24 protein-coding genes and 1 riboswitch are annotated in these 24869 nt (G+C 71.4%); of the genes, 16 read left to right on the top strand and 8 right to left on the bottom strand.

Going from position 1 to position 24869, the window contains the following annotated elements; translation table 11 throughout:
* Window positions 1-83 precede the first annotated feature (83 nt).
* From GT358_RS02165 to GT358_RS02210, 10 genes are all read left to right on the top strand, one after another.
* Entirely contained in the window at window positions 84-1505 is a 1422-nt protein-coding gene (locus GT358_RS02165; RefSeq protein ID WP_166580911.1) for a type II and III secretion system protein family protein, read from the top strand.
* Between the two features lie 6 nt (window positions 1506-1511).
* The gene (locus tag GT358_RS02170) at window positions 1512-2171 is read left to right on the top strand and encodes an OmpA family protein (protein WP_166580912.1); all 660 of its coding nucleotides are present in this window, start codon (window positions 1512-1514) and stop codon (window positions 2169-2171) included.
* A 222-nt stretch (window positions 2172-2393) separates the two neighbouring features.
* Window positions 2394-3650: an AAA family ATPase gene (locus GT358_RS02175; protein WP_166580913.1), complete on the top strand. Its 1257-nt coding sequence runs from the start codon at window positions 2394-2396 to the stop codon at window positions 3648-3650.
* 41 nt (window positions 3651-3691) lie between these two features.
* Window positions 3692-5098: a CpaF family protein gene (locus tag GT358_RS02180; RefSeq protein WP_166580914.1), complete on the top strand. Its 1407-nt coding sequence runs from the start codon at window positions 3692-3694 to the stop codon at window positions 5096-5098.
* Between the two features lie 14 nt (window positions 5099-5112).
* Entirely contained in the window at window positions 5113-6081 is a 969-nt protein-coding gene (locus GT358_RS02185; protein WP_166580915.1) for a type II secretion system F family protein, read from the top strand.
* Window positions 6082-6084: 3 nt separating this feature from the next.
* Complete coding sequence (locus GT358_RS02190) at window positions 6085-7095, top strand: type II secretion system F family protein (protein ID WP_166580916.1); 1011 nt, start codon at window positions 6085-6087, stop codon at window positions 7093-7095.
* Window positions 7092-7658 (top strand): tetratricopeptide repeat protein, encoded by a 567-nt coding sequence (locus GT358_RS02195; RefSeq protein ID WP_371416195.1) that lies wholly within the window; start codon window positions 7092-7094, stop codon window positions 7656-7658. Before GT358_RS02190 ends, GT358_RS02195 begins: the two co-directional genes overlap by 4 nt.
* A gap of 20 nt (window positions 7659-7678) precedes the next feature.
* Complete coding sequence (locus GT358_RS02200) at window positions 7679-8596, top strand: lipopolysaccharide assembly protein LapB (RefSeq protein WP_243730648.1); 918 nt, start codon at window positions 7679-7681, stop codon at window positions 8594-8596.
* A 1-nt stretch (window position 8597) separates the two neighbouring features.
* Complete coding sequence (locus GT358_RS02205) at window positions 8598-9101, top strand: prepilin peptidase (RefSeq protein WP_166580917.1); 504 nt, start codon at window positions 8598-8600, stop codon at window positions 9099-9101.
* Between the two features lie 168 nt (window positions 9102-9269).
* The gene (locus tag GT358_RS02210; protein WP_243730680.1) at window positions 9270-10523 is read left to right on the top strand and encodes an ATPase; all 1254 of its coding nucleotides are present in this window, start codon (window positions 9270-9272) and stop codon (window positions 10521-10523) included.
* A 146-nt stretch (window positions 10524-10669) separates the two neighbouring features.
* Here the strand turns inward: GT358_RS02210 and GT358_RS02215 are convergent, their stop codons facing one another.
* On the bottom strand, window positions 10670-11254 hold the full coding sequence (locus tag GT358_RS02215) for an NAD(P)H-dependent oxidoreductase (protein WP_166581079.1): 585 nt from the start codon (window positions 11252-11254) through the stop codon (window positions 10670-10672).
* Between the two features lie 205 nt (window positions 11255-11459).
* Window positions 11460-11564, top strand: a riboswitch (TPP riboswitch).
* A gap of 45 nt (window positions 11565-11609) precedes the next feature.
* Here GT358_RS02215 and thiB point away from each other — a divergent pair.
* Genes thiB through GT358_RS02230 form a run of 3 tightly spaced genes read left to right on the top strand, consistent with a single transcriptional unit; the run spans window position 11610 to window position 14816 of the window.
* On the top strand, window positions 11610-12584 hold the full coding sequence (gene thiB, locus GT358_RS02220; RefSeq protein WP_166580919.1) for a thiamine ABC transporter substrate binding subunit: 975 nt from the start codon (window positions 11610-11612) through the stop codon (window positions 12582-12584).
* 20 nt (window positions 12585-12604) lie between these two features.
* Window positions 12605-14131 carry a thiamine/thiamine pyrophosphate ABC transporter permease ThiP gene (locus GT358_RS02225; protein ID WP_166580920.1) on the top strand — a complete coding sequence of 509 codons (1527 nt, stop codon included), beginning with the start codon at window positions 12605-12607 and terminating at the stop codon, window positions 14129-14131.
* Window positions 14118-14816, top strand: a complete 699-nt coding sequence (locus GT358_RS02230; protein WP_166580921.1) for an ATP-binding cassette domain-containing protein — start codon at window positions 14118-14120, stop codon at window positions 14814-14816. The genes GT358_RS02225 and GT358_RS02230 overlap by 14 nt, the downstream gene beginning before the upstream one ends.
* Before the next feature lie 36 nt (window positions 14817-14852).
* On the opposite strand, the gene GT358_RS02235 is transcribed toward GT358_RS02230, so the two are convergent.
* From GT358_RS02235 to petA, 3 genes are read right to left on the bottom strand one after another with little or no spacing between them, the layout of a single operon-like run.
* Window positions 14853-15761, bottom strand: a complete 909-nt coding sequence (locus tag GT358_RS02235; RefSeq protein ID WP_166581080.1) for a cytochrome c1 — start codon at window positions 15759-15761, stop codon at window positions 14853-14855.
* Window positions 15762-15774: 13 nt separating this feature from the next.
* Window positions 15775-17121: a cytochrome b N-terminal domain-containing protein gene (locus GT358_RS02240; protein ID WP_166580922.1), complete on the bottom strand. Its 1347-nt coding sequence runs from the start codon at window positions 17119-17121 to the stop codon at window positions 15775-15777.
* Between the two features lie 9 nt (window positions 17122-17130).
* Window positions 17131-17712 carry a ubiquinol-cytochrome c reductase iron-sulfur subunit gene (gene petA / locus GT358_RS02245; RefSeq protein ID WP_166580923.1) on the bottom strand — a complete coding sequence of 194 codons (582 nt, stop codon included), beginning with the start codon at window positions 17710-17712 and terminating at the stop codon, window positions 17131-17133.
* Between the two features lie 252 nt (window positions 17713-17964).
* On the opposite strand from petA, the gene GT358_RS02250 reads away from it, so the two are divergent.
* Window positions 17965-18642, top strand: coding sequence for an outer membrane protein (locus tag GT358_RS02250; protein ID WP_166580924.1), 678 nt, complete (start codon window positions 17965-17967; stop codon window positions 18640-18642).
* Here GT358_RS02250 and GT358_RS02255 read toward each other — a convergent pair.
* Together GT358_RS02255 and nudC are read right to left on the bottom strand one after the other, a co-directional pair.
* Window positions 18632-19117 carry an SRPBCC family protein gene (locus tag GT358_RS02255; RefSeq protein WP_166580925.1) on the bottom strand — a complete coding sequence of 162 codons (486 nt, stop codon included), beginning with the start codon at window positions 19115-19117 and terminating at the stop codon, window positions 18632-18634. The two genes, GT358_RS02250 and GT358_RS02255, sit on opposite strands and share 11 nt — an antisense overlap.
* 20 nt (window positions 19118-19137) lie before the next feature.
* Complete coding sequence (gene nudC / locus GT358_RS02260; RefSeq protein WP_166580926.1) at window positions 19138-20031, bottom strand: NAD(+) diphosphatase; 894 nt, start codon at window positions 20029-20031, stop codon at window positions 19138-19140.
* Between the two features lie 107 nt (window positions 20032-20138).
* Here nudC and GT358_RS02265 point away from each other — a divergent pair, with 107 nt between their 5' ends.
* Window positions 20139-22043 carry a bifunctional UDP-sugar hydrolase/5'-nucleotidase gene (locus GT358_RS02265; protein WP_166580927.1) on the top strand — a complete coding sequence of 635 codons (1905 nt, stop codon included), beginning with the start codon at window positions 20139-20141 and terminating at the stop codon, window positions 22041-22043.
* Window positions 21995-22648 (top strand): HAD family phosphatase, encoded by a 654-nt coding sequence (locus GT358_RS02270; RefSeq protein ID WP_166580928.1) that lies wholly within the window; start codon window positions 21995-21997, stop codon window positions 22646-22648. The genes GT358_RS02265 and GT358_RS02270 overlap by 49 nt, the downstream gene beginning before the upstream one ends.
* Window positions 22649-22653: 5 nt before the next feature.
* Here GT358_RS02270 and GT358_RS02275 read toward each other — a convergent pair whose 3' ends face one another.
* Window positions 22654-23799 carry a Gfo/Idh/MocA family protein gene (locus GT358_RS02275; RefSeq protein WP_208103259.1) on the bottom strand — a complete coding sequence of 382 codons (1146 nt, stop codon included), beginning with the start codon at window positions 23797-23799 and terminating at the stop codon, window positions 22654-22656.
* Entirely contained in the window at window positions 23796-24869 is a 1074-nt protein-coding gene (locus GT358_RS02280; protein WP_166580929.1) for a Gfo/Idh/MocA family protein, read from the bottom strand. Before GT358_RS02280 ends, GT358_RS02275 begins: the two co-directional genes overlap by 4 nt.

Raw genomic sequence — 24869 nt, forward strand, 5'->3', positions numbered from 1 at the left:
GGGCCGCAGGATCGCACCAGCAGGCAGACGGACGACCGGAGGCGGCCGCAACGTCCGCGCCCCAGAGCCAGAGGCAGGGCCAGATGACTCGACCACGTGCCTTCCGGGCGGCCCTTGCGGGGCTCGCCTTCGCCCTTGCGGCCCCGTCTCCTGCGGCGGCGCAGACGCTGACCGTTCTGACCGGAAGCGTCACCGCCCCCCTCAACGTGCCGATGAACCGGGCGGTGGTGGTCGAGTCGGACGTGCCCTTCACGGAGTTGTCCATCGCCAATCCGGGCATTGCCGACATCTCGTCGCTGTCGGACCGGACGATCTATGTGCTCGGCCGCGAGCCGGGGCGCACCACGCTGACGCTGCTGGGTGCGGACGGGCGGCTGATCGCCAATGTGGAGGTGCGCGTCACCCCCGACATCGGCGAGTTCAAGGAACGGCTGGAGCAGATCCTGCCGGGCGAGCGGATCGAGGTGCGCACGGCCAATGACGGGATCGTGCTGTCGGGCCAGGTGTCCTCGATCGCCGCGCTGGACCGGGCGCTGGAACTCGCGCAGCGCTATGCCCCCGACCGGGTGTCGAACCTGATGACCGTGGGCGGGACGCAGCAGGTGATGCTGCGCGTCCGCTTTGCGGAGATGTCGCGCAACGTCTCCAAGTCTCTGTCCTCGTCGCTGGTCACGCGCGGAATCGGCTTTGGCGGCGATCTGGGCGTGGCGGGGGGGACCAACTCGCTCAACACGTCTGGCGCGCTCGGCAACGCCTTCGGCGGCAACATCCCGGCCACCAACCAGAACAACGGCGCGCTGCTTCTGGGCTTCAACGCGGGCGGCCTGGAAGTGGGGCTGCTGCTCGAGGCGCTGGAGGCGCGCGGCGTCGTGCGCACCCTGGCCGAGCCGAACCTCACCGCCCTGTCGGGCCAGCAGGCGACCTTTCTGGCCGGCGGCGAATATCCGATCCCCGTCAACAGCGGCGACGGCGTGGTGACGGTCGAGTACAAGCCGTTCGGCGTGCAGCTGGCCTTCACCCCTCGCGTGGTCGAGGGCGATCTCATCAACCTCGAGATGCAGGCTTCCGTGTCCTCGCTCGATCCGGCGGCCGGCGTGACGCTGGGGGGCTTCAACATCGCCGCCTTCCGCACGCGGCAGACCTCCACCACCGTCGAGATGCGCGACGGAGAGAGCTTCGCCATCGCGGGGCTCCTGCAGGACGATTTCCGCAACCTCAACGGGCAGGTGCCCTGGCTGGGCGACATCCCCATCCTGGGGGCGCTGTTCCGCTCGGCAGCCTACGAGCGGCAGCAGACCGAACTCGTCATCATCATCACCGCCCATCTGGTGACACCCACCCGGGGCGAGGCCCTCGCCCTGCCCACGGACCGCGTTCGCCCCCCGACCGAGCGCGACTTCTTCCTGTTCGGCCGCGTGGCGGCGTCGGGCGCCCCGTCGCGCGGCGCGGCCGCCGAGGTGGCGAGGCAGGATTTCTCGGGCTCCTACGGCTATGTGATGGACTGACGGGCGATGCGCCTTCTCCTTTCCGCCCTCGCCTGCCTGTCGCTCGTCGCCTGCGAGGCGGACCCTACCCGGCCGGATTTCTTCGGCGAGGCCGGGCGGGCCGCCGACGACGACGGGTTCGGCCGTGCGACGATGAACAACGTCCTGATCCAGTCGGGACAGACGACCTATGCGATGAGCCTGTCGCGCCGCTTCCGCGAGGAGGTGCCGACCACCATCACCTTTGCCTTCGATTCGGCCGCGCTCGACGCCGAGGCGCGCCGGGTGCTCGACCGGCAGGCCGCCTGGATCCGGCAGTTCCCCGAGGTCCGCTTTGCCGTGTTCGGCCATACCGACCTCGTGGGATCGGCGGCCTACAACCACCGCCTGGGGCTGCGGCGCGCGCAGGCGGCGGTGGACTATCTGGTCTCGCGCGGGGTGGACCGCGGGCGCCTCGAGGCGCTCGTCTCGCGCGGGCAGACCGAGCCCGTGGTCCTGACCGCGGGACCCGAACGGCGCAACCGGCGCACGGTCACGGAGGTGCGGGGCTTCGTCCAGAGCCATCCCAACGTGCTGAACGGCAAGTACGCCGAGATCGTCTTCCGCGAATACGTGGCCAGCGCCGTTCCGCCCCAGGTTCCGATCGTCACCAGCCAGCCCGTCGCCCAGCCCGGCCAGGGCCAGTAGGGCGCGCCTCACCGGGCGGTGCCCGCCCACCCGCCGCCGGAGGCGGGCGGCCGGTCCCTGTGCGCACGCCACGGGGGATCGTCGCCCATATCCCTACAAAGACAGAAATCCGGCCCCAATCTCGCCCCCATCGGAAGCGAATCCTGGGTCAGAACGGATGACCGCCGATCCCAGTCGGCCCGGCGCCCACCGCGCCCGATGCCCCGGAGAGGACGAAAAGGCATGACAGCCATGAGCGCAGCCCTGCAACCCGAGCCCGCAGCCCTTGTCGCCTGCACCATCAGCCGCGATGTCCAGCTGTTCGACCTGCTCATCGAGGACATGGAAGCCGCTCTCGGCGAACGCTGGGGGGATCTGTCCTTCGAGGAGGCCGTGGCCTTTCTCGACCAGCCCGATGCCGCCTCGCTCGAGTTCATCGCCGTGGCGCTCGATGCGGAGGACGAGGAGGACCTCGCGCGGGTGATCGAGGTGATCCGCGCCGCCAAGACCCGCGGGATCAAGGTCATCCTGATCGCCGAGGACGTGAGCCCGGCCTCGCTCCACCAGCTCTTGCGCGAGGGCGGCGACGAGTTCGTGCCCTATCCGCTGCCCGAGGGGGAGCTGGCCCGCGCCATCGAGCGGGTCAACGCCCCCCCTGTCCCCTCCGTGCCCGAGGCGCACCGTCCGGCCCTGAAGGCCACCGGCGACCGGTCGGGGGTGGTGATCCCGGTCTACGGGCTGGCGGGCGGCACGGGGGCCACGACGCTGGCCGTCAACCTGGCCTGGGAACTCGCGACCATCGAGAAGGGCGAGGCAGCCCCGCGCGTGTGCCTGCTCGATTTCGGGCTGCAATGGGGATCGGTCGCGACCTATCTCGACCTGCCCCGCCGCGAGGCCGTGCTCGAGATGCTCTCGGACACGGAATCGATGGACAGCGACACCTTCATGGGGGCGCTTCTGAGCTTCAACGGCCGGCTGCACGTCCTGACGGCACCGCTCGATCTGGTCCCGCTCGACCTCGTGGGCCCGCGCGACGTGGAACGGGTCGTCGAATGCGCCCGGACCAACTTCGACTATGTCGTGATCGACATGCCGCAGGCGATGGCCGACTGGGGCGAGGCCGTTCTGGCCGCCGCCCATCTGTGCCTTGCCACGATCGAGCTCGACATGCGGTCGGCGCAGAACACGCTGCGCCTGAAGCGGGCGCTGACCTCCGAGGGGCTGCCGCTCGACAAGTTCCGTTTCGTGCTCAACCGCGCACCGGGCCTCATGGACCTGAGCAGCAAGGGGCGGGTCCGCAGGCTGGCCGATTCGCTCGGCATCTCGATCGAGGTGCAGCTTCCCGATGGCGGCCGCCCCGTCGTGCAGGCCTGCGACCAGGGTCTGCCTCTGGCCGAGAGCGCGCCCAAGAACCCGCTGCGCAAGGAGATCGCCAAGCTCGCCAAGTCCATCCACGAGGTCAATCTGGCCGAGACTCCCGCCGCCAAGACGCGCGGCTGATCCCGTCGGGGGATCGAACCATCCCATCGAGGTGAGAGCCCATGTTCGCCAAGTTCCGCAAACCGGAGCCCGCCGCCTCTCCGCGCCCTGCCCCCCAGCCGGCCGCCCCCAAGCCTGCCCTCGCGCGACCTGCCGCCAAGCCGGCCGAGCCCGCGCCCCAGGACAAGGAGCGCAAGCGCAAGGAGCGGCTTGCCGAGATCAAGCTCGAACTGCACAAGGTCCTGCTCGACACGCTCAACCTCGCCGCCCTGGAGAAGGCGAGCGAGGCCGAGCTGCGTCAGGAGATCCAGGCCATCGCCGGCGAGAAGCTGGACGAGATGGGGGTCGTGCTCAACCGCGAGGAGCGCCTTCAGCTCAATCAGGATCTCTACGACGAGGTCCGGGGCCTCGGCCCCCTCGAGGCGCTGCTCAAGGACGACAGCGTGAACGATATCCTGGTGAACGGACCGCACCAGATCTTCGTCGAGCGGGCGGGCAAGCTCCAGCTCACCGACATCACCTTCAAGGACGAGCGGCACCTGCTGCGGATCATCGACAAGATCGTGTCGGCCGTGGGCCGGCGCGTGGACGAGTCGAACCCCTACGTGGACGCGCGCCTGGCGGACGGGTCGCGCTTCAACGCCATGGTGCCGCCCATCGCGGTGGACGGCAGCCTGGTCTCGATCCGCAAGTTCAAGAAGGACAAGCTCTCGGTGGACGACCTGGTGCGCTTCGGCGCCTTTACCGAGGAGATGGCGGCCTATCTGCAGGCGGCGGTGGCCACGCGCCTCAACGTCATCGTGTCGGGCGGCACGGGGTCGGGCAAGACGACGACGCTCAACGCGCTGTCGTCCTTTATCGACAACAACGAGCGCATCCTGACCATCGAGGACACGGCCGAGCTGCAGCTTCAGCAGACCCATGTGGGCCGCATGGAAAGCCGCCCCCCCAACGTCGAGGGCAAGGGCGCCGTGAGCCAGCGCGACTGTCTCAGGAACGCGCTGCGGATGCGCCCGGACCGCATCATCGTGGGCGAGACCCGCGGCGAAGAAGTCATCGACATGCTCCAGGCCATGAACACGGGCCATGACGGCTCGATGACCACGATCCACGCCAACTCGGCGCGCGATGCCGTCTCGCGGCTCGAGAACATGATCGCCATGGCCGGCATCGAGATGCCCATCAAGGCCGTCCGCTCCCAGATCGCCTCGGCGGTCAACCTCATCGTGCAGGCGAGCCGCCTTCAGGACGGATCGCGTCGGATGACCTCGATCACCGAGATCACGGGGATGGAGGGCGAGGTCATCTCGATGCAGGAGATCTTCCGCTACCAGCGCGTCGGGCTGACGCCCGACAACAAGATCATCGGCCATTTCACCGCCACCGGGGTGCGGTCGCATTACAGCGAACGGTTCCGCCTGTGGGGCTACGACCTGCCCGCCTCCATCTTCGAACCCTTCGCCGGCTAGGGAAAGGACCCTCCATGCAGATCTCGGCCGAACCGATCATTTACGGCCTCGTCTTCGTGGCGGTGCTGGTGCTGGTGGAGGGCGCCTATCTGACGGTCTTCGGCAAGTCGATCAGCCTCAATGCCCGCGTCAACCGCCGCCTGGCGCTGCTGGAGAAGGGGCAGGGTCGCGAGAAGGTGCTGGAGCAGCTCCGCAAGGAGATGACCCAGCACATGCGCTCGCAGTCCATCCCGCTCTACGCCATCCTCGCCTCCAAGGCGCAGAAGGCCAACATCGCCTTCTCGCCCACCCAGCTCGTGATGGTCATGGCCGCGCTGTCGGGACTGGCCTTCGTGGCGCTGACCGTGGGCACCAACGCGGCCGCCCCCGTGCGGGCCGCGGTCGCGGTCGCGATGGGGGTGGGCGGCGTCTATGTCTGGATCGACCGCAAGGCCAGGAAGCGCATGAGCCTGATCGAGGAGCAGCTGCCCGATGCGGTCGAGCTCATGGTCCGCAGCCTGCGGGTGGGGCATCCCTTCTCCTCGGCCATCAACATCGTCGCCAAGGAGGTCTCCGACCCGCTGGGCTCGGAGATGGGGGTCATCGCCGACGAGGCTGCCTACGGGCGCGACATGGGCGAGGCGCTGAAGGCGCTGGCCGAGCGGATGGACATGCAGGACCTGCGCTTTCTGGCCGTCGCAGTGGGCATCCAGCAGACCGCCGGCGGCAACCTGGCGGAGATCCTCGACGGGCTGGCCAAGGTGATCCGGGCCCGCTTCCGCCTGTTCCGGCGGGTCAAGGCCATCACGGCCGAGGCCAAGTGGTCCGGCACGTTCCTGTCGGGCTTTCCGGTGGTGGCGCTGATCGGGATCAACGTGGCGGAGCCCAACTACTACGACAAGGTCAAGGACACGGCCGTGTTCATCCCAGCCTGCCTGGTCGTGGCGGCCTTCCTGATCGCCAACATCTTCGTCATGCGCGCCCTCGTGAACATCAAGGTGTGACCCATGGACCTTCTGGCGCCCCTTGCCGGCTGGCTGACCGACTGGCTGGGCCCCTCGGGCCCCCTGCTCGCCATCGGCTTTCTGGGCGTGGCGATGATCCTGCTGGCGCTGCCCATGCTGTTCGCCGGCCCCAAGGACCCGCTCGACCGGCTGCGCGAGCGCCAGCGCGACCAGACGCTCGCGCAGGAGAAGCAGGAACGGCTGCGCCGCCCGCAGGGCAAGGACAAGCTCGAGAAATACTCGACCTTTCTCGAACCCAAGAACGAGAAGGAATATTCCGCCACCCGCCTCAAGCTCCTGCAGGCCGGCTACCGGACCCGCAACGCGGTGCGCATCTACCACTTCGCGCAGTTCGCCCTGGGGCTGGGGCTGCTGGCGCTGGGGCTCATCTACACGCTGTGGCTCGCGGCCGTCTCGGAGGAGCCGCTCGGCACCACGCAGCTTCTGCTCTACACGATCGGCCCGGGGGCTGCGGGCTACATGCTGCCGCGCTACTGGGTCACGCGCCGTCAGGCCGCGCGTCAGGAAGCGATCACGAACGGCTTTCCCGACAGCCTCGACATGATGCTGGTCTGCGTCGAGGCGGGCCAGTCGCTGGACCAGTCGATCGTGCGCGTGGCGCGCGAGCTGCGCTCGGGCTTTCCCGACCTGGCCGACGAATACGAACTCGTCTCCTGGGAGCTGAAGGCGGGCAAGGACAAGATCCTCGTGCTGCGGGACATGGCCGAGCGCTGCGGCGTGCCCGATGTGACGAGCTTTGTCACCGTGCTCATCCAGTCCCAGCAGTTCGGCACCTCGATCGCGGACGCGCTGCGCGTCTATGCGTCCGAGATGCGCGACAAGCGCGTGATGCGCGCCGAGGAGAAGGCCAACACCCTGCCCACCAAGATGACGCTGGCCACGATGATGTTGACGGTGCCGCCGCTGCTCATCATCCTGATCGGGCCCTCGGTGTACGAGATCTACACCGTTCTGGGCGGCGGCGTCGAAGGCGCGCAGGGGGGCGGCGAGTGAGACGGGCGGCGCTGGTCGCAGCGCTTGTGGTCGGGACGGCTCTGGGCGGCTGCGGCGAGGCGCGCCTGAACGACGCTCCCGGCAACGTCTATGCGCCGGGTCTGGGGCGGGGCCCGGGGGCTGACCCGCTCGAGACGGCACACAGGCTCATGGCGGCCGGCCAGTACGAGCTGGCCCTCTCGGCCTATCAGCGCGCCGCCCTGCGCGACGGGCTGACCGTGGACACGCTGGCGGGTCTGGGCAGCGCCAACCTCCATCTGGGCCGGTTGGGTCAGGCGGAGCGGTGGCTGCGTCAGGCGCTGCGCGAGGACGGGGAGTTCGGGCCCGCCTGGAACAATCTGGGCGTGGTGCTGATGGAGCGGGGCAAGCCCGCCGAGGCCGCCGAAGCCTTTCGCCGCGCCTATGCCCTGAGCAGCGGCGAAAGCGACACGATCCGCGACAATCTGCGCCTCGCGCTCGCACGGCGCGACGATCCTGCCTATAGTGGCGTCAACGAGACGCAAAGCGTCCCGCTCATCGGGTTCGGGCGCGAAAGCCGCTTCGGCCCCGGGGAGCCGCTCTGAGGCAGCAAAGGGGCAGGTCCATGCACCATCCCTCCGCCGCGCCGCCGGGCGCGGCTCCTATCGGCGACGACGCGGGGGCGTTGCATCGCGCCCTGCGGCTGGCAGCCTGCGCGGGCGCGCTGGTCGTGCTGGCGGCCTGCGGGGGTGCGCGCTCCGGCGATGCGGAGGTGCAGAGGGCGCTGCGCGACATCAGCGCCGCCGAGGAGGCCGGCCTGACCGACGCGATGCTGACCATCGCACAGCCCGACGAGGCGGTCGCCTATTTCCGCCGCCAGATCGAGGAGCGGCCCGGCGCGATCGAGCCGCTGCGGGGCCTGGCCAAGTCGCTGGTCCGGGCCGGACGGCCGGCCGAGGCGATTCCCGCCTGGGATGCCGTGATCGCCCATCCCCGGTCCCTGCCGGAGGACCGGGTCGAACTGGCGGGCGCGCTCATCCGCATCAACGAGTGGGACCGCGCCCGCGCCACGCTCAACGCCATTCCCCCGACCCACGAGACCTTCGAGCGCTACCGTCTCGAGGCGATGGTGGCGGACGCCGCCGAGGACTGGGCCCGCGCCGACAGCTTCTACGAGATCGCCGCGGGTCTGACGACCACGCCCGCGGGGGTCCTCAACAACTGGGGCTTCTCCAAGCTGACGCGGGGAGATTATCGCGGAGCCGAGCGGCTCTTTGCGGACGCGCTGCGTCACGATCCGTCGCTGTTCACCGCCAAGAACAACCTGGTCATGGCGCGGGGCGCCCAGCGCAACTATGCCCTGCCCGTCATCCCGATGACGCAGGACGAACGGGCGCAGCTGCTGCACACGCTGGCCCTCGCGGCCATCAAGCAGAACGACGTGACGATCGGCCGGGGCCTGCTGCGGGAGGCGGTGGAAACCGCCCCGCGCCACTTCCCCGAAGCCGCCCGCGCCCTCGAGGCCCTCGAGTCGGAGACCTGACATGGCCACCCCCGCCGTCGTCGCCGCCATCCTGCTGCTCGGGGCGCTGCCCGTGATGGTCTGGGCGGGCCTGTCGGACCTGCGCCGCATGAAGATCCCCAACAGGGCCGTCCTCGCGCTGGCAGGGGTCTTCGCGCTGGGGGGGCTCGGCCTCGCCGCCGGCGGCCTGTGGCCCTGGTCGGAATACGGCTGGCGCTGGGCCAATCTCGCCGCGGTGCTGCTGGCGGGGATGGGGCTCAACGCGCTGGGCATGATCGGGGCGGGAGACGCCAAGCTCGCGGCCGCGGCCGCTCCGTTCGTGGCCTTCGCGGACTGGCCGGAGCTTCTGGGCCTCTATGCGGCGGCGGTGCTGGCGGCCTTTGCCCTGCACCGCCTGGCCAAGTACACGGTCGGCCCGCGCCTCGCGCCGCACTGGAAGAGCTGGGATTCGGGCAAGCGCTTCCCCATGGGGGTGGCGATCGGCCTGACTGTGGTGGGCTATCTGGGACTGGCCGCGGCGGCCTGAAGGACTGCCCCGGCGGCACCCGACGGCCTCCCCACTTCCGCCCCATTCCGCTGCCAGCCTGCGAGCAGAGCCATCCTGCCGCAGGACATGCCCGTGACGCTGCACGTCGCCCCGCCTGACACCAGCCCCGCCGTCCAGCCCCCGCCCGCCCCGCGCTCGCTGGGGGCGATGGGCCTCCATCCCGTGATGATGCGCGACATCCTTCTCAAGACGATGTTCCGCACCAATGTCACGCATGTTTCGGAGATCGCCCGCGCCCTGTGCCTGCCCATCGGCGTGACGCAGGAACTGGTGGACCTGGCCCGGTCGCAGCGCCTGCTGGAAGCGACGGGCACGCTCCATGCGAATTCCACGGGCGAGATGGGCTATCAGCTCACCGATGCCGGCAAGGCGCGGGCGGTCGATGCGCTGGCCCAGTCGGAATATTTCGGGGCCATGCCCGTCCCGCTCGACGTCTATCGCGAGCAGGTCCGCCGCCAGTCGATCCGCAACCTCGAGATCACCCGCGACCGCCTGCAGGCCGCGATGGGCCATCTGATCCTGCCCCCCACGCTTCTCGACCAGCTGGGACCGGCGGTGGGAGCGGGCCGCTCGATCCTGATGTACGGTCCGCCCGGCAACGGCAAATCCTCCATCTCCAACGGGATCAAGGCCGCCCTGGGGGACAAGATCTTCATTCCCCGCGCCGTCGCCTATGCGGGACAGGTCATCACCGTCTACGATCCCATCGTGCACGCCGCCGCCGAGGAGGATCTGGACGATCCCAACAGCCTGCGTCGCACCTCGGGGCGTTACGACACGCGCTATGTCCGCTGCGAGCGGCCCACCGTCGTCACCGGGGGGGAACTCACCCTCGACATGCTCGACCTCGTCTACAACCCGGTCGCGCGGACCTATCAGGCGCCGCTGCAGCTCAAGTCCACGGGCGGCATCTTCATCATCGACGACCTGGGGCGCCAGTCCGAGCCGCCGCAGAAGATCGTCAACCGCTGGATCGTGCCGCTGGAGGAGGGACGCGACATCCTCGCCCTGCAATCGGGCGAGAAGTTCGAGGTGCCCTTCGACACGCTGGTGATCTTCTCCACGAACTTCCATCCCAACGAGATCTTCGACAAGGCGGCGCTGCGGCGGATCTTCTTCAAGATCAAGGTGGACGGCCCCTCGCAGGAGGATTTCCTCAAGATCTTCGCGCTGGTGGCGCGCAAGAAGCGGATGCCGCTGGACGGCCCCTCGCTCGTCCATCTGCTCCAGAACAAGTACCCCACCATCGGCAACGTCTATGCCAACTACCAGCCCGTCTTCCTGATCGACCAGATGCTCGCCATCTGCCGGTTCGAGGGCATCGAGCCCCAGATGCGCCCGGACCTGATCGACCGGGCCTGGGCCAACATGTTCGTGCGCGACGAGGCCATCGTGAAATAGGCCGCGCCCCGCCCGTTGCGGCAGGGGCCCGCCCTGCCCCTGCCCTGCGCCACGAATCGCACCCTAGCACCGGACGATTAAGATTCCCTTAACGCCGCGCCCTTTGCTGCGCGCTCCGTCGGAGGGCATGCCGCCCGCAGGCCCGTTCAGCGCAGCCGGGCCATCCGCTGTCGCACATGGCGGAGGAACCGCTCGCGCGTGCCTGCCGGGACCGTTTCCACCCGATGGAGCGCAAGCCAGAGGGTCCGCGTCCGTGCCCCCGTGCAGACGCGCAGGCCCCGCAGCAGCATCCGTCGCCCCGGCGCGCCGAGCGCCACCGACCAGGCCCAGCGCGAGAGCCCGAGCGTCGTCACCACGCCCAGGACCCGCAGATGCCCGAGGCCGGGACGCAGTCCGGACGCCTCCTCGTGGAAGGCCAGGCCCGGACGCCATACCCGGTCAAGCCAGCCCTTCAGCAGCGCCGGCGGGCCGCCCCACCAGGTCGGGAACACCAGGATGACGCCCTCGGCCCAGAGCAGCGCCTCGCCGTGCTGCCGCAGGACCGGATCGGCGGTCGGGCCGTGATAGCCGCGCCATTCCGCCTCGCCCATGACCGGGTCGAACCCCTCGGCCCGCAGGTCGAGGACGCGCACGGCGTGACCGGCCGATTCCGCCCCCTCCTGCGCGGCGCGCAGCAGCGCGGCGGAAAAGGCGTCGGGGGCAGGATGGGCATGGACCAGAAGAAGGCGCAGCGCTCATCTCCCCCGGAGACCGGGGCGGGGCACGGCCGGGAAGGGGGCGGCTGCGGCCGCGCGCGGCCCCGGACCCGCCGCGCCGGCGCGCGCGCTTCGTGCGATGTGCTGTCCCATCCGGTCCTCTCCCCCGGCCGGCCGATCCTGACGGGGGACGGGCGGCCGGACAAGGGGCCTTGCGACCGGTCCGCGGCGCGCTAGGATCGGTGCCACCTCGGGGTGCCCCGTCTGGGGCTGAGATGCGCGGCTGCGCGAACCCGTCGAACCTGAACCGGTTAGCACCGGCGGAGGGAAGGTTCCGGCAGGCATCCCGCCCGTCGCGCCCCCACCCGCCGGGGCGCCAAGGAGAGATGCCATGCGCCATGTCCTTCCCCTGCTCCTTCTGGCCGCCCCTGCCCTCGCGCAGGAGGCCGAGCGGCCCGTCCTGCGGGTCCTGACCTATGACAGCTTTGTCAGCGAATGGGGCCCCGGCCCCGCCATCGAGGCGGCCTTCGAGGCGCGCTGCGGCTGCGACCTGCGCTGGGAGGCGGGCGGCGACGGGGCGGCGCTGCTCGCGCGGCTCGCGCTCGAGGGGGAGGGGGCCGCCGACGTGGTGCTGGGGCTCGACACCAACCTGGTCGAGGCCGCGCGCGCCACGGGCCTGTTCGCGCCCCACGGGATCGAGGCCGAGTTCGACCTGCCCGTGGCCTGGGAGGACGACATGTTCCTGCCCTTCGACTGGGGCTGGTTCGCGCTGGTGGGCCGCGCGGGGGGGCCGACACCGCGCAGCTTCCGCGAGCTGGCCGCGAGCGACGCGACGCTGCTGATCCAGGACCCGCGCTCCTCGACGCCGGGGCTCGGCCTCGTGCTGTGGATCGAGGCGGCCTATGGGGACGAGGCGCCGGCGCTCTGGGCCGATCTGGCCGACAACATCGTGACCGTCACGCCGGGCTGGTCCGAGGCCTACGGGCTGTTCCTGGAGGGGGAGGCCGATCTGGTGCTGTCCTATTCCACCTCGCCCGCCTATCACCTGCTGGCCGAAGGGGACGAGGGCTTCGTGGCGCTGCCGATGGAGGAAGGGCATTACCTGCAGGTCGAGGTGGCGGGGATGCTGGCGGCGACGCCGGTGCCCGACCTGGCCCGCGACTTCCTCTCCTTCATGCTGTCGGAGGATTTCCAGGGCGTGATCCCGACGACCAACTGGATGTATCCGGCCGTGACGCCGGAGGCGGGCCTGCCCGAGGGGTTCGAGTCGATGCGGCCCGCCCGCACGCTGCTGTTTTCGCCCGAGGAGGCGGCGGCGCGGCGCGACGCGGCCGTGGCCGCCTGGCGGGCGGCGCTGTCGCGGTGAGGTCCGCCCCGTCGCCGAACATGCGCCCGGATTGGGGACCGTCCCGCTGGCCGGGGCGGCTGGCGGCGGGGGTCGTGGGAGTCCTGGCGCTGGGCCCGCTCGTGCCGCTGCTGCTCGCAGGGGTGGGGCGGGGGCTCGGGGCGGCCGACGCGGCGGCGTTGCGCTTCACGCTGTGGCAGGCGGCGCTGTCGGCGGGGGCGTCCTGCCTACTGGCGATCCCGCTCGCCCGCGCGCTGGCGCGGCGGCGCTTTCCGGGGCGCGGGCTTCTGCTCACGCTTCTGGGGGCGCCGTTCCTGCTGCCCGCGATCGTGGCGGTCCTGGCGCTGCTCGCGCTGTTCGGGCGGGGCGGTCTGGTCAATGCGGGTCTGGCGGCTCTGGGCCTCGGACCCTTCTCGATCTACGGGCTGCACGGGGTGGTGCTGGCCCATGTGTTCCTGAACCTGCCGCTGGCCGCGCGGCTCCTGCTGGCAGGCTGGGCCGCCATCCCGGCCGAGCGCTTCCGGCTGGCCGCCACGCTCGGCGCACCGGTGGGGCCGCTGCTGGAATGGCCGATGCTGCGACGCACCCTGCCCGGCGCCTTTGCCGCGATCTTCGCGCTCTGCCTGACGAGCTTTGCCGTGGCGCTGATCCTGGGCGGGGGGCCGCGGGCGACGACGGTGGAACTCGCCATCTATCAGGCCATCCGGTTCGAGGCCGATTTCGGCGGCGCGGCGGCGCTGGCGCTGCTGCAATATGCGGTGGGGGGCGCGGCGGCGCTGGCGGCCTGGCGGCTGGGGCGGGGCGTGTCGCTGGGGGGCGGGCTGGGCCGGCCCGTCGAGCGGTGGGATGCGGAGGGCCTCGGGGCGCGGCTTGTGGACGCGCTGGTGATCGGCGGGGCGGTGCTGTTCCTGCTCGCCCCCTTGGGCCTGGCCGCCTGGCGGGGGGTCTGGGCGCTCGGCGCGATGCCCGAGGCGGTCTGGGGCGCGGCGGGGCGGACGCTGCTCGTGGCGCTGGGGGCAACGGGGCTGGCCGTGACGCTGGCCGTGGCGCTGGGCCTGCGGGGGGGCGCGCTGGCGCAGGGCGCGGGCGCGCTGCCGCTCGCGGCCTCGCCGCTCGTGCTCGGGACGGGGCTTCTGCTGCTGGTCCGGCCGCATGTGGCGCTGGCCGACGCCGCCCTGCCGGTGGCGGCGCTGGTGGACGGGCTTCTGGCCACGCCCTTCGCGCTGCGCGCGCTGGCCCCCGCCCTGGCCGAGGCCGAGGCGCGGCACGGACGGCTGGCGGCGAGCCTCGGCCTCGGGGGCTGGCGGCGGCTCCTGCTGGTGACGCTGCCGCTCGCCCGGCCCGCGCTGGGTTTCGCGGCCGGGCTCTCGGCGGCGCTGTCGGCGGGCAGCCTGGGGGCGATCGCGCTGTTCGCGGGCGAGGGGCAGGCGACGCTGCCGCTGCTGATGGCACGGCTGATGGGGTCCTACCGGATGGAGGCGGCGGCGGGGGTGGGCCTCGTCACCGTGGCGCTGGCGCTGGGGCTGTTCGCCCTGTTCGACCTGTGGGGGCGCCGTGCTCGGGCTTGAGGGGCTGGTGCTGCGGCAGGGCAGCTTTCGGCTCGCGGCCGACCTCGTGGTGCCGCGGGGGGCGGCGGTGGCGGTGATGGGCCCCTCGGGCGGGGGCAAGTCCACGCTGCTCGCGGGCATCGCGGGGTTCCTGCGGCCCGAGGCGGGGCACGTGCTGTGGGACGGGCGCGACCTGACCCCCCTGCCGCCCGGCCGGCGGCCGGTAGGGGTGCTGTTTCAGGACAACAACCTGTTTCCGCATCTCGACCTCGTGCGCAACGTGGCGCTGGGTCTGCGGCCCGCGCTGAGGCCCGGCCGGGCGGAGCGCGCCGCGGCCGAGGCGGCGCTGGAGCGGGTCGGGCTGGGGGGCTTGGGCGCGCGGCGGCCGGCCGAACTCTCGGGCGGGCAGCAGGGCCGCGCGGCGCTGGCGCGGCTGCTCCTGCAGGATCGGCCCCTGATCCTGATGGACGAGCCCTTTGCGGCGCTGGGTCCGGCGCAGCGCGCGGAGATGCTGGACCTCACCCGCGCGGTGCTGGGGACGCGGGGGGCGACGCTGCTTCTGGTGACGCACGACCCGGCCGAGGCGCGGAGGGGCTGCGAACTGGCGATCCTCGTGGCCGAGGGCCGGGCCCACGAACCCGCCCCGGTGGGCGGCCTGATCGACGATCCGCCGCCCGCGTTGCGCGCCTATCTCGGGAGGGGCTGAGGCGCCCCGGACCGGGCGCCTCGCGCAAGCCGCATGTCAGGCGCGGTCGCGCAGCGTGGGATCGCCGCCGATCTGGTCCCGCCCGAGCGGCCGGCCGCCGGCCTTGACGGGCGCCCAGACGCGCTTGTTGGTCAGATAGAGGAGCACCGAGAGCACCACGAGCGCGATGATGCCGGTCACCCCGGCCTGCTTGCGCTGGTTGAGCTTCGGTTCGGCCGCCCACATCAGGAAGGCGGCCGTGTCTACCGCCATCGAGGTGAGGTCGTTGGGCGCCCCGTCGTCGAAATCCACCTGCCCGTCCGCGATCGGCGGGGGCATGTTGATCCAGGAGCCCGGATAGAGGTGGTGGCCGTGCTCGTCGGTGCACTCGACCGGATAGTTCCCCGCCGAGAAGGCGATGTTGTAGTAGCCCTCGATGTTGTCGGGGGCGCAATCCGGCGGGTCGCGGTAGCCCGTCAGGACGGAGGCGATGTATTCGGGGCCGCCCATGCCGCGGAAGAGCTGGTTGAGACCCGTGCCGTAGGGGCCGTGGAAGCCGGCCCGCGCCTTGGCCATGAGGCTGAGATCCGGCGCGTTCGCGAGGCCCGATTGCGGAAAGCGGTCCGCCGGCGTCGCCGGACGCTCCGCGCCGAAGCCGTCGTCGAGCGTGGGATCGAACACGGTGAACTGCTCGGCATAGGCGCGCATCTGCTCGACCGGGAGCATCGGCCCGCCGGGTTCGCTGAGGTTGCGGTAGGCCACGAAGCTGAGCCCGTGGCAGGCGATGCACGCCTCGGTGAAGACCTTGAGGCCCCGCTGGAGCTGGATGGGGTCATAGGCGCCGAACGGCCCCTCGAAGGGGAAGGCGTAGTCGGTCACCACCCCCTCGCCGGCGGCCTGGACCGCCGGAGCAGCGAGCACGAGCGAGGTGCCGAGGGCGGCGCCGAGCGCGAGCGTCTTGAGCATCATCTCTGTCCCTTCACTCGGCCGGCTGACCGGAGAGCTGCTTGGTGCCCCCGGTATTGGGGTCGTAATGGGCTGCGAAGTCGGCCTCGATCGAGACGGGCGGAGTCGTCGGCCGCTCGATCAGTCCGAGGATCGGCAGGATCACCAGGAAGTAGGCGAACCAGTAGGTCGCGCCCACCAGCGAGATCGCGGGGATCCACCCTTCGGCCGGCATGGCGCCCGCCCACATCAGCAGGACGAAGTTGGCCACGAACAGCCAGAACCACCACTTGAACATCGGCCGGTACCGGCCCGAGCGCACGAGCGAGGTGTCGAGCCAGGGCGCCAGCGCCAGCACCACGAGCGAGCCGAACATGGCCAGCACGCCGAAGAACTTGGCGTCGATGATGCCGAAGGTGATCCATTCGGTGAACATCACGATCCAGACGTCGTTGGTGAAGGCGCGCAGGATCGCGTAGAAGGGCAGAAGATACCATTCGGGCACGATATGCGCGGGCGTCGCCAGCGGGTTGGCCGGGATGTAGTTGTCCGGGTGGCCGAGATAGTTCGGCATGAAGGCCACGATGCCGAAGAACACCACCAGGATCACCGCCAGCGCGTAGAGGTCCTTGATGACGAAGTAGGGCCAGAAGGGCAGCGTGTCGCGCTTGGCCTCCTCCACGGAGGTGCGCCGCACCTCGACGCCGGTGGGGTTGTTGTTGCCCGTGGTGTGGAAGGCCCAGATGTGCACGATCGTGAGGCCCAGCAGCACGAAGGGCAGCAGGTAGTGCAGCGAGAAGAAGCGGTTGAGCGCCGGCTGGCCCACGGCCGAGGCGCCGAGCAGCCAGGTCTGCACCGCCTCTCCCACGAAGGGGATGGCGCCGAACAGGCCGGTGATCACGGCGGTGCCGTGGAACGACATCTGACCCCAGGGCAGCACATAGCCCATGAAGGCGATGCCCATCATCAGCACGAGCATCAGCACGCCGATGATCCAGGTCACCTCGCGCGGGGTCTTGTAGCTGCCGTAATACAGGTTGCGGAAGATGTGCAGGTACACCGCGAAGAACATCAGCGAGGCGCCGTTCTGGTGGAAGTACCGGATCATGTGCCCGCCGTTGACGTTGCGCATGATGTGCTCGACCGACCAGAAGGCCATGTCCACGTGGGGCACGTAGTGCATGGCCAGGATCACCCCGGTGACGATCTGGCTGATGAGGGCGAAGGTCAGGACCACGCCCCAGATCCACATCCAGTTGAGGTTGCGCGGGGTGCGGATCGTCACGAAGGCGTGGATGAGCGAGATGAGCGGAAGCCGCCGCTCGAGCCACTTCTCGCCGCGGGTCTTGGGGACGTAATCGTCGTGAAGAACGCCGGACATGGGGGCTCCTCAGCCGAGCTGGATCACGGTCGGCTCGACAAAGGCGGCGACCGGGATCGGAAGGTTGCGGGGGGCGGGGCCGCGGCGGATGCGTCCCGACGTGTCGTAATGCGAGCCGTGGCAGGGACAGAACCAGCCGTTGAAATCGCCGGCCTGACCGAGGGGTACGCAGCCCAGATGGGTGCAGATGCCCATCTGCACGAGCCAGGTGCCCTCGGGCAGGTCGGACCCTTCCGGGTTAGGCAGGGCCCGGTTGGCGTCGATGGCCGGCGCCTCGCCCGCGAGGTTGGCGTTGTTGGCCTCCGGGTCGGGCAGGCTGGCCCCGTCATCGGCGCGCGCCGCCTCGATCTCGGCCTCGGTCCGGGCGCGGATGAAGACGGGCTTGCCCTGCCAGAGCACGGTGATCTGCGTGCCGGGCGACACGTCGGACACGTCCACCCGGATGGAGGCCAGCGCCTGCACGTCCGCTGAGGGGTTCATCTGGTTGATGAGGGGCCACACCGCCGCCCCCGCCACCACGACGCCGGCGCTGGCCGTCGCGTAGTAGATGAAGTCGCGGCGGGTGGGCTGCGATGCGTCGGGATGCGACACGGGGACCTCTTTCGGCAGGGGCGGACTCGGCCGCCTTGGAACGCGGACGGGAGCAGTCCCGGAGGGCTGCCCGCTCGGCCGGTTCTTATCACCAAATCCGGCCCCGTCCAGCCGTCCGGGACAGGCCGGGACGACAGGACGCACCCCCGCCGCGGCCGCGCCACAAGCAGCCCGGCCGTGTTGCTCGGCAAAAGGCGGCGCAGGCGCGGGCCGCGCCTTGCGGGACGCCCCCCCTGCCCTTAGCTTGCGCGCATGACCGCGACCCTTTCCCCATTCCGATCGCTGCGCGCGGGTGCTGCGCTCCTTCTGGCCCTGTCGGCCGCTCCCGCCTGGGCGGAGGTCGAGATCGGCCTCTATGGCGGCTGGCAGACGGCGCCGCATTCGGGCGTGACGATCCGCGGCGACGACGCGATTCCCGATGCGGACTTCACGGCCGGCTGGGAGGGACGTTCGTTCGAGATGCCGCCGCATTGGGGCCTCCGGGCGACCTGGTGGCCGGAGGGAGGCAATCTCGGCTGGGGCGTCGAGCTGAACCATGCCAAGGTCTATGCCGACCGCGAGACGCTCGACCGCGCAGGTCTCGAGCATTTCGAGTTCAGCGACGGGCTCAACCTCGTCACCGTGAACGGCTTCTACCGCTGGCCCGAGGCTCTGGGCCCCCTCACCCCCTATGCGGGGGCCGGGATCGGGCTGGCGGTGCCGCATGTGGAGGTGGTGAGCGGCGACAGCCGGACCTGGGGCTATCAGGTCACCGGCCCGGCCGTGACCTGGATGGCGGGGGCCTCCTATGCGTTGACCGACCGGTGGTCGGTGTTCGGCGAATACAAGGGCAGCTACTCGATGAACAGCGCCGACCTCGCCGGGGGCGGCACGCTCGAGACCGACATCGTCACCAACTCGATCAATTTCGGCGTCAGCTTCAGCTTCTGACGCCGGGCGCCCGGCGCCGGGCGGGCGCGGCCTCCTGGCTGCGGGCCCAGGCGGAGAGACGGTCGGCCGCGCGCCGCTCGAGCGAGGCGCGGGCCAGCCGGAACGACTGGACCAGAAGGCGCGCGGGCAGGGTCCGTCCCTCCAGATGCAGATGGACGGTGAGCCGGGTCGTCGTCCGGGAGAGGGCCACGCATTCGGCGCGCAGCACACCCTCCATGCCGCCGCCGCGGATCAGCGCCTCGGCGAGCGACGGGCTCTCCATCCGGCTGATCTCGATCTGCATCTCGCGCCGGCGGCCGCGAAAGGGGACGGTGACATGCCAGGCGGCCCCTGGTCCGGGGCGGGGCTGGCGGTCGAGGCGACGCAGCTCGGCCCCCCGGCGCAGGGCCTGCCGCTCGAAGGTGGCCGTGTCCGTGATGCGTTCGAACAGGTCGGCGGCCGCCAGGCCCACATCCTCCTGCACGGTGATGTCCATGGCCGCCTCCCCTGCCCCCCTCAGCCTTGATCCGAACCGATCCGTCCGGCAAGCCATTCGCGCAGCAGGAACGATGCGATGGAGCCGGGGCGTGGCGCGCGCAGCGCAGCGTCGCGCCCCATGAACACCGACAGCAGACGCTCGCGCCCGACCCAGAGCACCGATTCGATCTCCGCCGGATCGGGCGCGAGCGCCCGGCCTGTCGCCTCGGCCCGACAGCCGAGCATCAGCGAGGCGGGAAAGGGCCAGGGCTGGCTGGCCAGGTAGCGCACCCGGCCGACCGGCACGCCCGCCTCCTCGGCCACCTCGCGGCGCACCGCCGCCTCCACCGTCTCGCCGGGCTCCATGTAACCCGCGAGCAGCGAGTGCATGCCCTCGGGCCAGCCGGGGGACCGCCCGAGCAGCACCGCATTGCCCGACAGGACCAGGGCAATGACGACCGGATCGGTCCGCGGGAAGTGCTGAGCCCCGCAGGCCGGGCAGTCGCGCCGCCAGCCTGCGGCGACGATCCGGCTGGGCGCGCCGCAGGCGGCGCAGAACCCGTGCCGCCCGTGCCAGGTCCAGAGCGCCCGCGCGAGCGCCGCGCATTCCGCGTGGGCCGGGTCGAGCGTGGCCAGGACGGTGCGCAGATCGAGCGGCCTGGCCTCCGGCGGCGGGTCTGTCGCGAGGCCCGTCCACAGGCCCTCGTCGTCCAGAAGGCCCAGAAAGATGTCCTCGGGCCGGGCCCCCTCCTCCAGGATGGGGCGGACGACGCCCCCGACCTCGTGCGCCAGGGCATCGCCCGTCTCTGCCAGGGCCAGGCGGCGGGCACCGGTCCTGCGCGCCAGCCGCGACAGGGCCTCCGGGTCGGTGCGCAGATGCGCGGCGCGGTCGAGCGCGCAGACGGCGGGTGCGAGGGCGAGCGTGTCCTTCACGACGCGCTCACCGCCGGCACGGCAGGCCCGAGGAGGCCGGCAGGCTTGCCGGGCGCGTCCCGATCAAGGGTTGCTGGATCGGGAGGCAACGGAGGGGGACGGACCCGATGGCGACACGGAAGACGGTGCGGACCGATCCGGCAACGGCAACGGGCGGCACGATCCGGCTTCGCATCCTGGCCACGAGCGATCTCCACGGTCATCTTCTGCCCTTCGACTATTATGCCGACCGCCCGGCGGCAGCCATGGGGATCGCGTGCGTGGCGACGGTGGTCCGCCGGTTGCGGAGCGCCGCGCGCGGGGCAGCCTGCCTGCTGCTCGACAATGGCGACACGTTCACGGGCACGCCGCTCGCGGACTGGTGGATGGGCGGCTGCGGCGAGCGACGGCCGCGCGGGCCCGATCCGGTCGCGGCGGCGCTGGCCTCGCTCCGCCCGGATGCCGCGACGCTCGGCAATCACGATCTCGACTTCGGCCTCGACCCGCTGCTGCGCCGGATCGGGGCCCTGCCCTATCCGATCGTCTGCGCCAATCTGCGCCTGCCGCACGAGCCTGCCCGCTGGGGGCCGTGGGCCGTGCTCGAGCGGCAGGCTTGCGACAGGGGCGGTGTCATGCACCCTCTGCGGATCGGGATCACGGGCTTTGCACCGCCGCAGACCGTGCCCTGGAACGGGGTCGTCCTCGGCGGGCGCCTCGTCGCCGAGGGCATCGTCACGGCGGCGCGGCGCGAGATCCCCGACCTCGTCGCGGCCGGTGCCGATGTGGTGATCGCGCTGTGTCATGCGGGACCCCACGACCGGGAGGCGCCGGAGGGGGAGCGGACGGCGGAGCTGCTCGCCCGGGTCGGGGGGATCGATGCGCTGATCCTCGGCCACACCCACGAGGTCTTTCCCGCAGGCCGGCAGCCGGGGCGGATCGGGGCGGTCGCGGCCGTCCAGCCGGGCTGTCACGGCAGCCATGTCGGCGTGATCGACCTGCTTCTGGCGCGGCGGGACGGATCGTGGCGGACGGTCGCCTCGCGGGCCCGCGCGGTGCCGACGGCGGGAGCGATCCCGGACCCCGATCTGGCCGGGATGGCAGCCCCCGCCCACCGGCGTGTCCGGGCCCTGCTGCGCCGTCCGCTGGCACCGCTCGAATCGCCGCTGTCGAACGCCTTCGCGCTCGTGGCGCCGGACCGCACGCTGGCGCTGGTCGCCGCAGCTCAGACGGCGGCCGCGCGGCAGCTGCTCGGCGACCGGCCCGAGGCCCGCCTGCCCCTCGTCGCGGCGGCGGCTCCGTTCCGCCTCGCGGGCGGAGGCGGCAGCCTCGCGCTGTCGCCGGGTCCGCTGCGCCTGCGCGACGCGCTCGCGCTGCATCCCCATCCCGACCGGCTGGTGGTGCTGGAAATCACGGGGGCCGATCTGCGCGGCTGGCTGGAGCGCAGCGCCGCCGTCTTCGCGACCCTGCGCCGCGGCAAGACGGACCAGCCTCTGCTGGCCGGGGACGTGCCGGGATACGGATTCGACGTGCTGTCCGGGCTCGAATGGGTGGTGGACCCGTCCCGGCCGCCGGGGCGGCGCATTGCGGCGCTGCAGCATGCGGGCCGGCCCGTGGCCGCGGCCGACCGGTTCGTGCTGGCGGCCAGCAGCTTCCGGCTGGGCGGCGGTGGGGGGTTCGGGGCAGGCTGGACGGGACGGCCGCTGGCCGTGTCGGCGAGGACGATCCGGGAGATCGTCGTGGGCTGGCTGGCCGGGGGCGGCTCGGTGCCCGGAAGCGGCATCGCGTGGCGCTTTGCCTCCCTTCCGGGGACGGCGGCCTGGATCGATCTGCGCCCCGATGCCGATCCGGCCGCCGCGCCTGGATGCCGGATCGAGGCGCTGGACCTTCAGCCCTCGGGCCTGCGGCGCTTCCGTCTCTGGTTGGGCGACCCCTCGACAGGGGACATGGGGCAGGCTACGTCCCGGGCGGTTCCCGAGGAGACCCGATGCCCAGCCCCTTTGCCGCCGTCGTGTTCGATCTCGACGGAACCCTGATCGACACGGAATCCCTGTGCAATGAGGCCGGCGTCGAAGCCTGCGCCGCCCTGGGCCTGCCGGTGGACCTGCCCTTCTTCGAGAGTCTGGCGGGGATCGACGACCGCACCCGCGTCCGCCTGATCGAGGAACATGCCGGTGCCACGGTGGAGCTGGCGGCCTTTTTCGCCGAATGGGACCGCCGCTGTTCGGAGCGCTTCGCGCGCGGCATCCCGCTCAAGCCGGGCGCGCTGGACCTGCTCGGGATGCTCGAGCAGCGCGGCGTGCCGGTGGCGCTCGCCACCTCGTCGCGCCGCGGACCGGCAGAGGAGAAGGTGGAGGCGGCGGGGCTGCGTCGCCACTTCCGCACCATGGTGACGTTCGACGATGTGGCCGCGCCCAAGCCGGCGCCGGACCCCTATCTTCTGGCGGTCGAGCGGCTGGGGGTGGAGCCCTCCCGCGCGCTCGCCTTCGAGGACAGCGAGACGGGGGCACGGTCGGCCCATGCGGCCGGTCTGACGGTGGTGCAGGTACCCGACATCCAGCCCACCCGCGGCGCCCATGCCCATCACGTGGCCGCCTCGCTTCTGGACGGCGCGCGGGCAGCCGGGCTGATCGCCGCCTGAGGCGATCAGACGGCGATCCGGCGGACCGATCCCACCGCCACCTCCCGGCCCGAATGGGACGATTCGATGGCCGCAAAGGCAATGGCGAGGCTGTCGAGATTGGCCCGTGCGGCGTGACCGGGTTCGCGGCCCTCCTCGATCGCGCAGAGCAGCTCGCCCATGGCGCCGCGGAACCCGTCGTTGAACCAGCTCCCCTCGAGGGACGGCCGCGACCATCCGTCCGCGCGCGTCAGCGTCACGGTCTGCGTGCCGAGATCCGGCCCCTCGCTGAAAAGGCTGCCCTGGGTGCCGCCGACATAGGTGGTGTCGCGCGGCCCGTGCGCGAGGGCGCCGTCGAAGACGAGCGACGCCTGCCCGTCCTCGAGCCGCACCAGCGCCTGCGCCAGAAGCGGCACACGCGCCGCCTGTCCGCGGGCACGCGCGGCGGTGGCAAAGACGCTCCGCGCCCGCCCCGGCGCCACGGAGGCGAGAAAGTCGAACCAGTGGATGCCGAAATCGTAGAGGACCAGATCCTCCAGCCGCTCGAACGGCGTGCCGGCGATCCAGCCGTGGTTCCAGTGGATCGAGACATGGCAGGAGACCACGTCCCCCAGCAGGCCCTGCCGGACCGCCGCGCGCATCCAGGCCATGTGGGGCGACCAGCGGCCGTTCTGGTTCACGGCCAGACGCACGCCGCGCGCGTCCGCAAGGTCGCAGAGCCGCTCGCCCTCGTCGAGGTCGAGCACGAAGGGCTTCTGCGAGAGCACGTGCTTGCCCGCCTCAAGCGCGGCCCGCAGGATCGGCAGGCGGTCGGCTGGATGCGGCGTCACGTCCACCACCTCGATGGACGGATCGGCCAAGACCTCGCGCCAGTCATCGGTGACGCGCGCCTCGGGATAGAACTCGCGGGCGCGAGCCTCGGCCCGCGCTCGCGTGCGGTTGCAGATCACCGCGACGTCCCAGCCGGCCGCCCGGTAGGCATCCAGATGGGCGGCGGCGATGCCACCTGCCCCGATCAGCCCGATGCGCGGAGCCTTGCCCCGCGGACTGGGCGGGCGATAGGGGAGGTCGGGCGCGGGGATCTCCGGCAGGTTGACCGATTTCAGGGCATAGCTGTCCTGATCGGGCATGCCTTCCGTCCTTGTCTCGGCGGCACGGCTCTCGTCGGTCATGGCACAAGCTCCAGCGTGCGCTTCTCGGCGGCCGAGCGCGCGGCGGTGTCCACGATGCGCTGCGCCACGAGACAGAGCGCGGGGTCGAGCGGCCCCTCGACGGGTCGGCCCTCGCGCAGGCAGGCGGCGAGGTACTCGATGGGGTTGCGCATCCCCTCGGACAGGACGTCGTTGGGGACCGGCGTTGCCTCGGGCCGGGCGCGGGTCTGGACGGTGACGTGATCCTCGTAGTCGTAACTGGCGATCGTGCCATCCGTGCCGACGAGGACGAAACCGCATTTGGGCTGGGTCTGGTGAACCCAGGGATCGGTGAAGGTGCCCCAGCGCGTCTCCATCTTGCTGAGGCCCCGGGCATAGCGGCAGATCGTGATGGAGTGCTCGTCCACCTCGAGCCCCGGCGCGCCCCAGGTCGCAGCCGTCACCTCGAGAGGCGCTTCGCCGCCCATGAACCAGGTGCCGAGCGTGGCGCCGTAGCCCAGATAGTCGAGCAGCGATCCCCCGCCCGCCTCGCGCCGGTACCACCAGGCATGGGGCTTCTGGCGCTCCACTTCCTCGGGGGTGACCTCCACCTTGTCGGCGAGGTGGAAGAGGGGACCGCGGTTGCCGCCGTAATGGTGCACCTCGGTGATCGTGCCGATCGTTCCCTCGTCGAGCAGCCGCTTGGCGGTGCGGTGCGGCGGATACCAGGCGAGCGGCCAGTTGATCGCCAGAAGCCGCCCCGTTCCCTCCATCGCGCGGATCATGCGCCGCGCGTCGTCGGCCGAGGCGGCAAAGGGCTTCTCCACGAGGATGTGGACGCCGCGAGGGGCGAGGCGTTCGACGTAGTCGGCATGCGCGGCCGTGGCGGCGCACAGCAGCACGAGGTCGGGGCGCGCTTCCGCGAGGCAGCGGTCGAGATCGGTGAAGATCTGTTCCTCCGGGATGGCGAAGGTCCGGGCGGCCGCGTCCATGCGGCTCCGGTCCGGGTCGAAGATCCCGACGATCTCAGCCCCGGGATGGTCGTGGACCATCCGGAGCAGGTCGCCCATGTGCATGTGGTCGAAGCTGATTCCGGCGACGCGAAGCGGCAT

The organism is Rubellimicrobium sp. CFH 75288, assembly GCF_009904055.1.
Taxonomy (GTDB): Bacteria; Pseudomonadota; Alphaproteobacteria; order Rhodobacterales; family Rhodobacteraceae; genus Rubellimicrobium.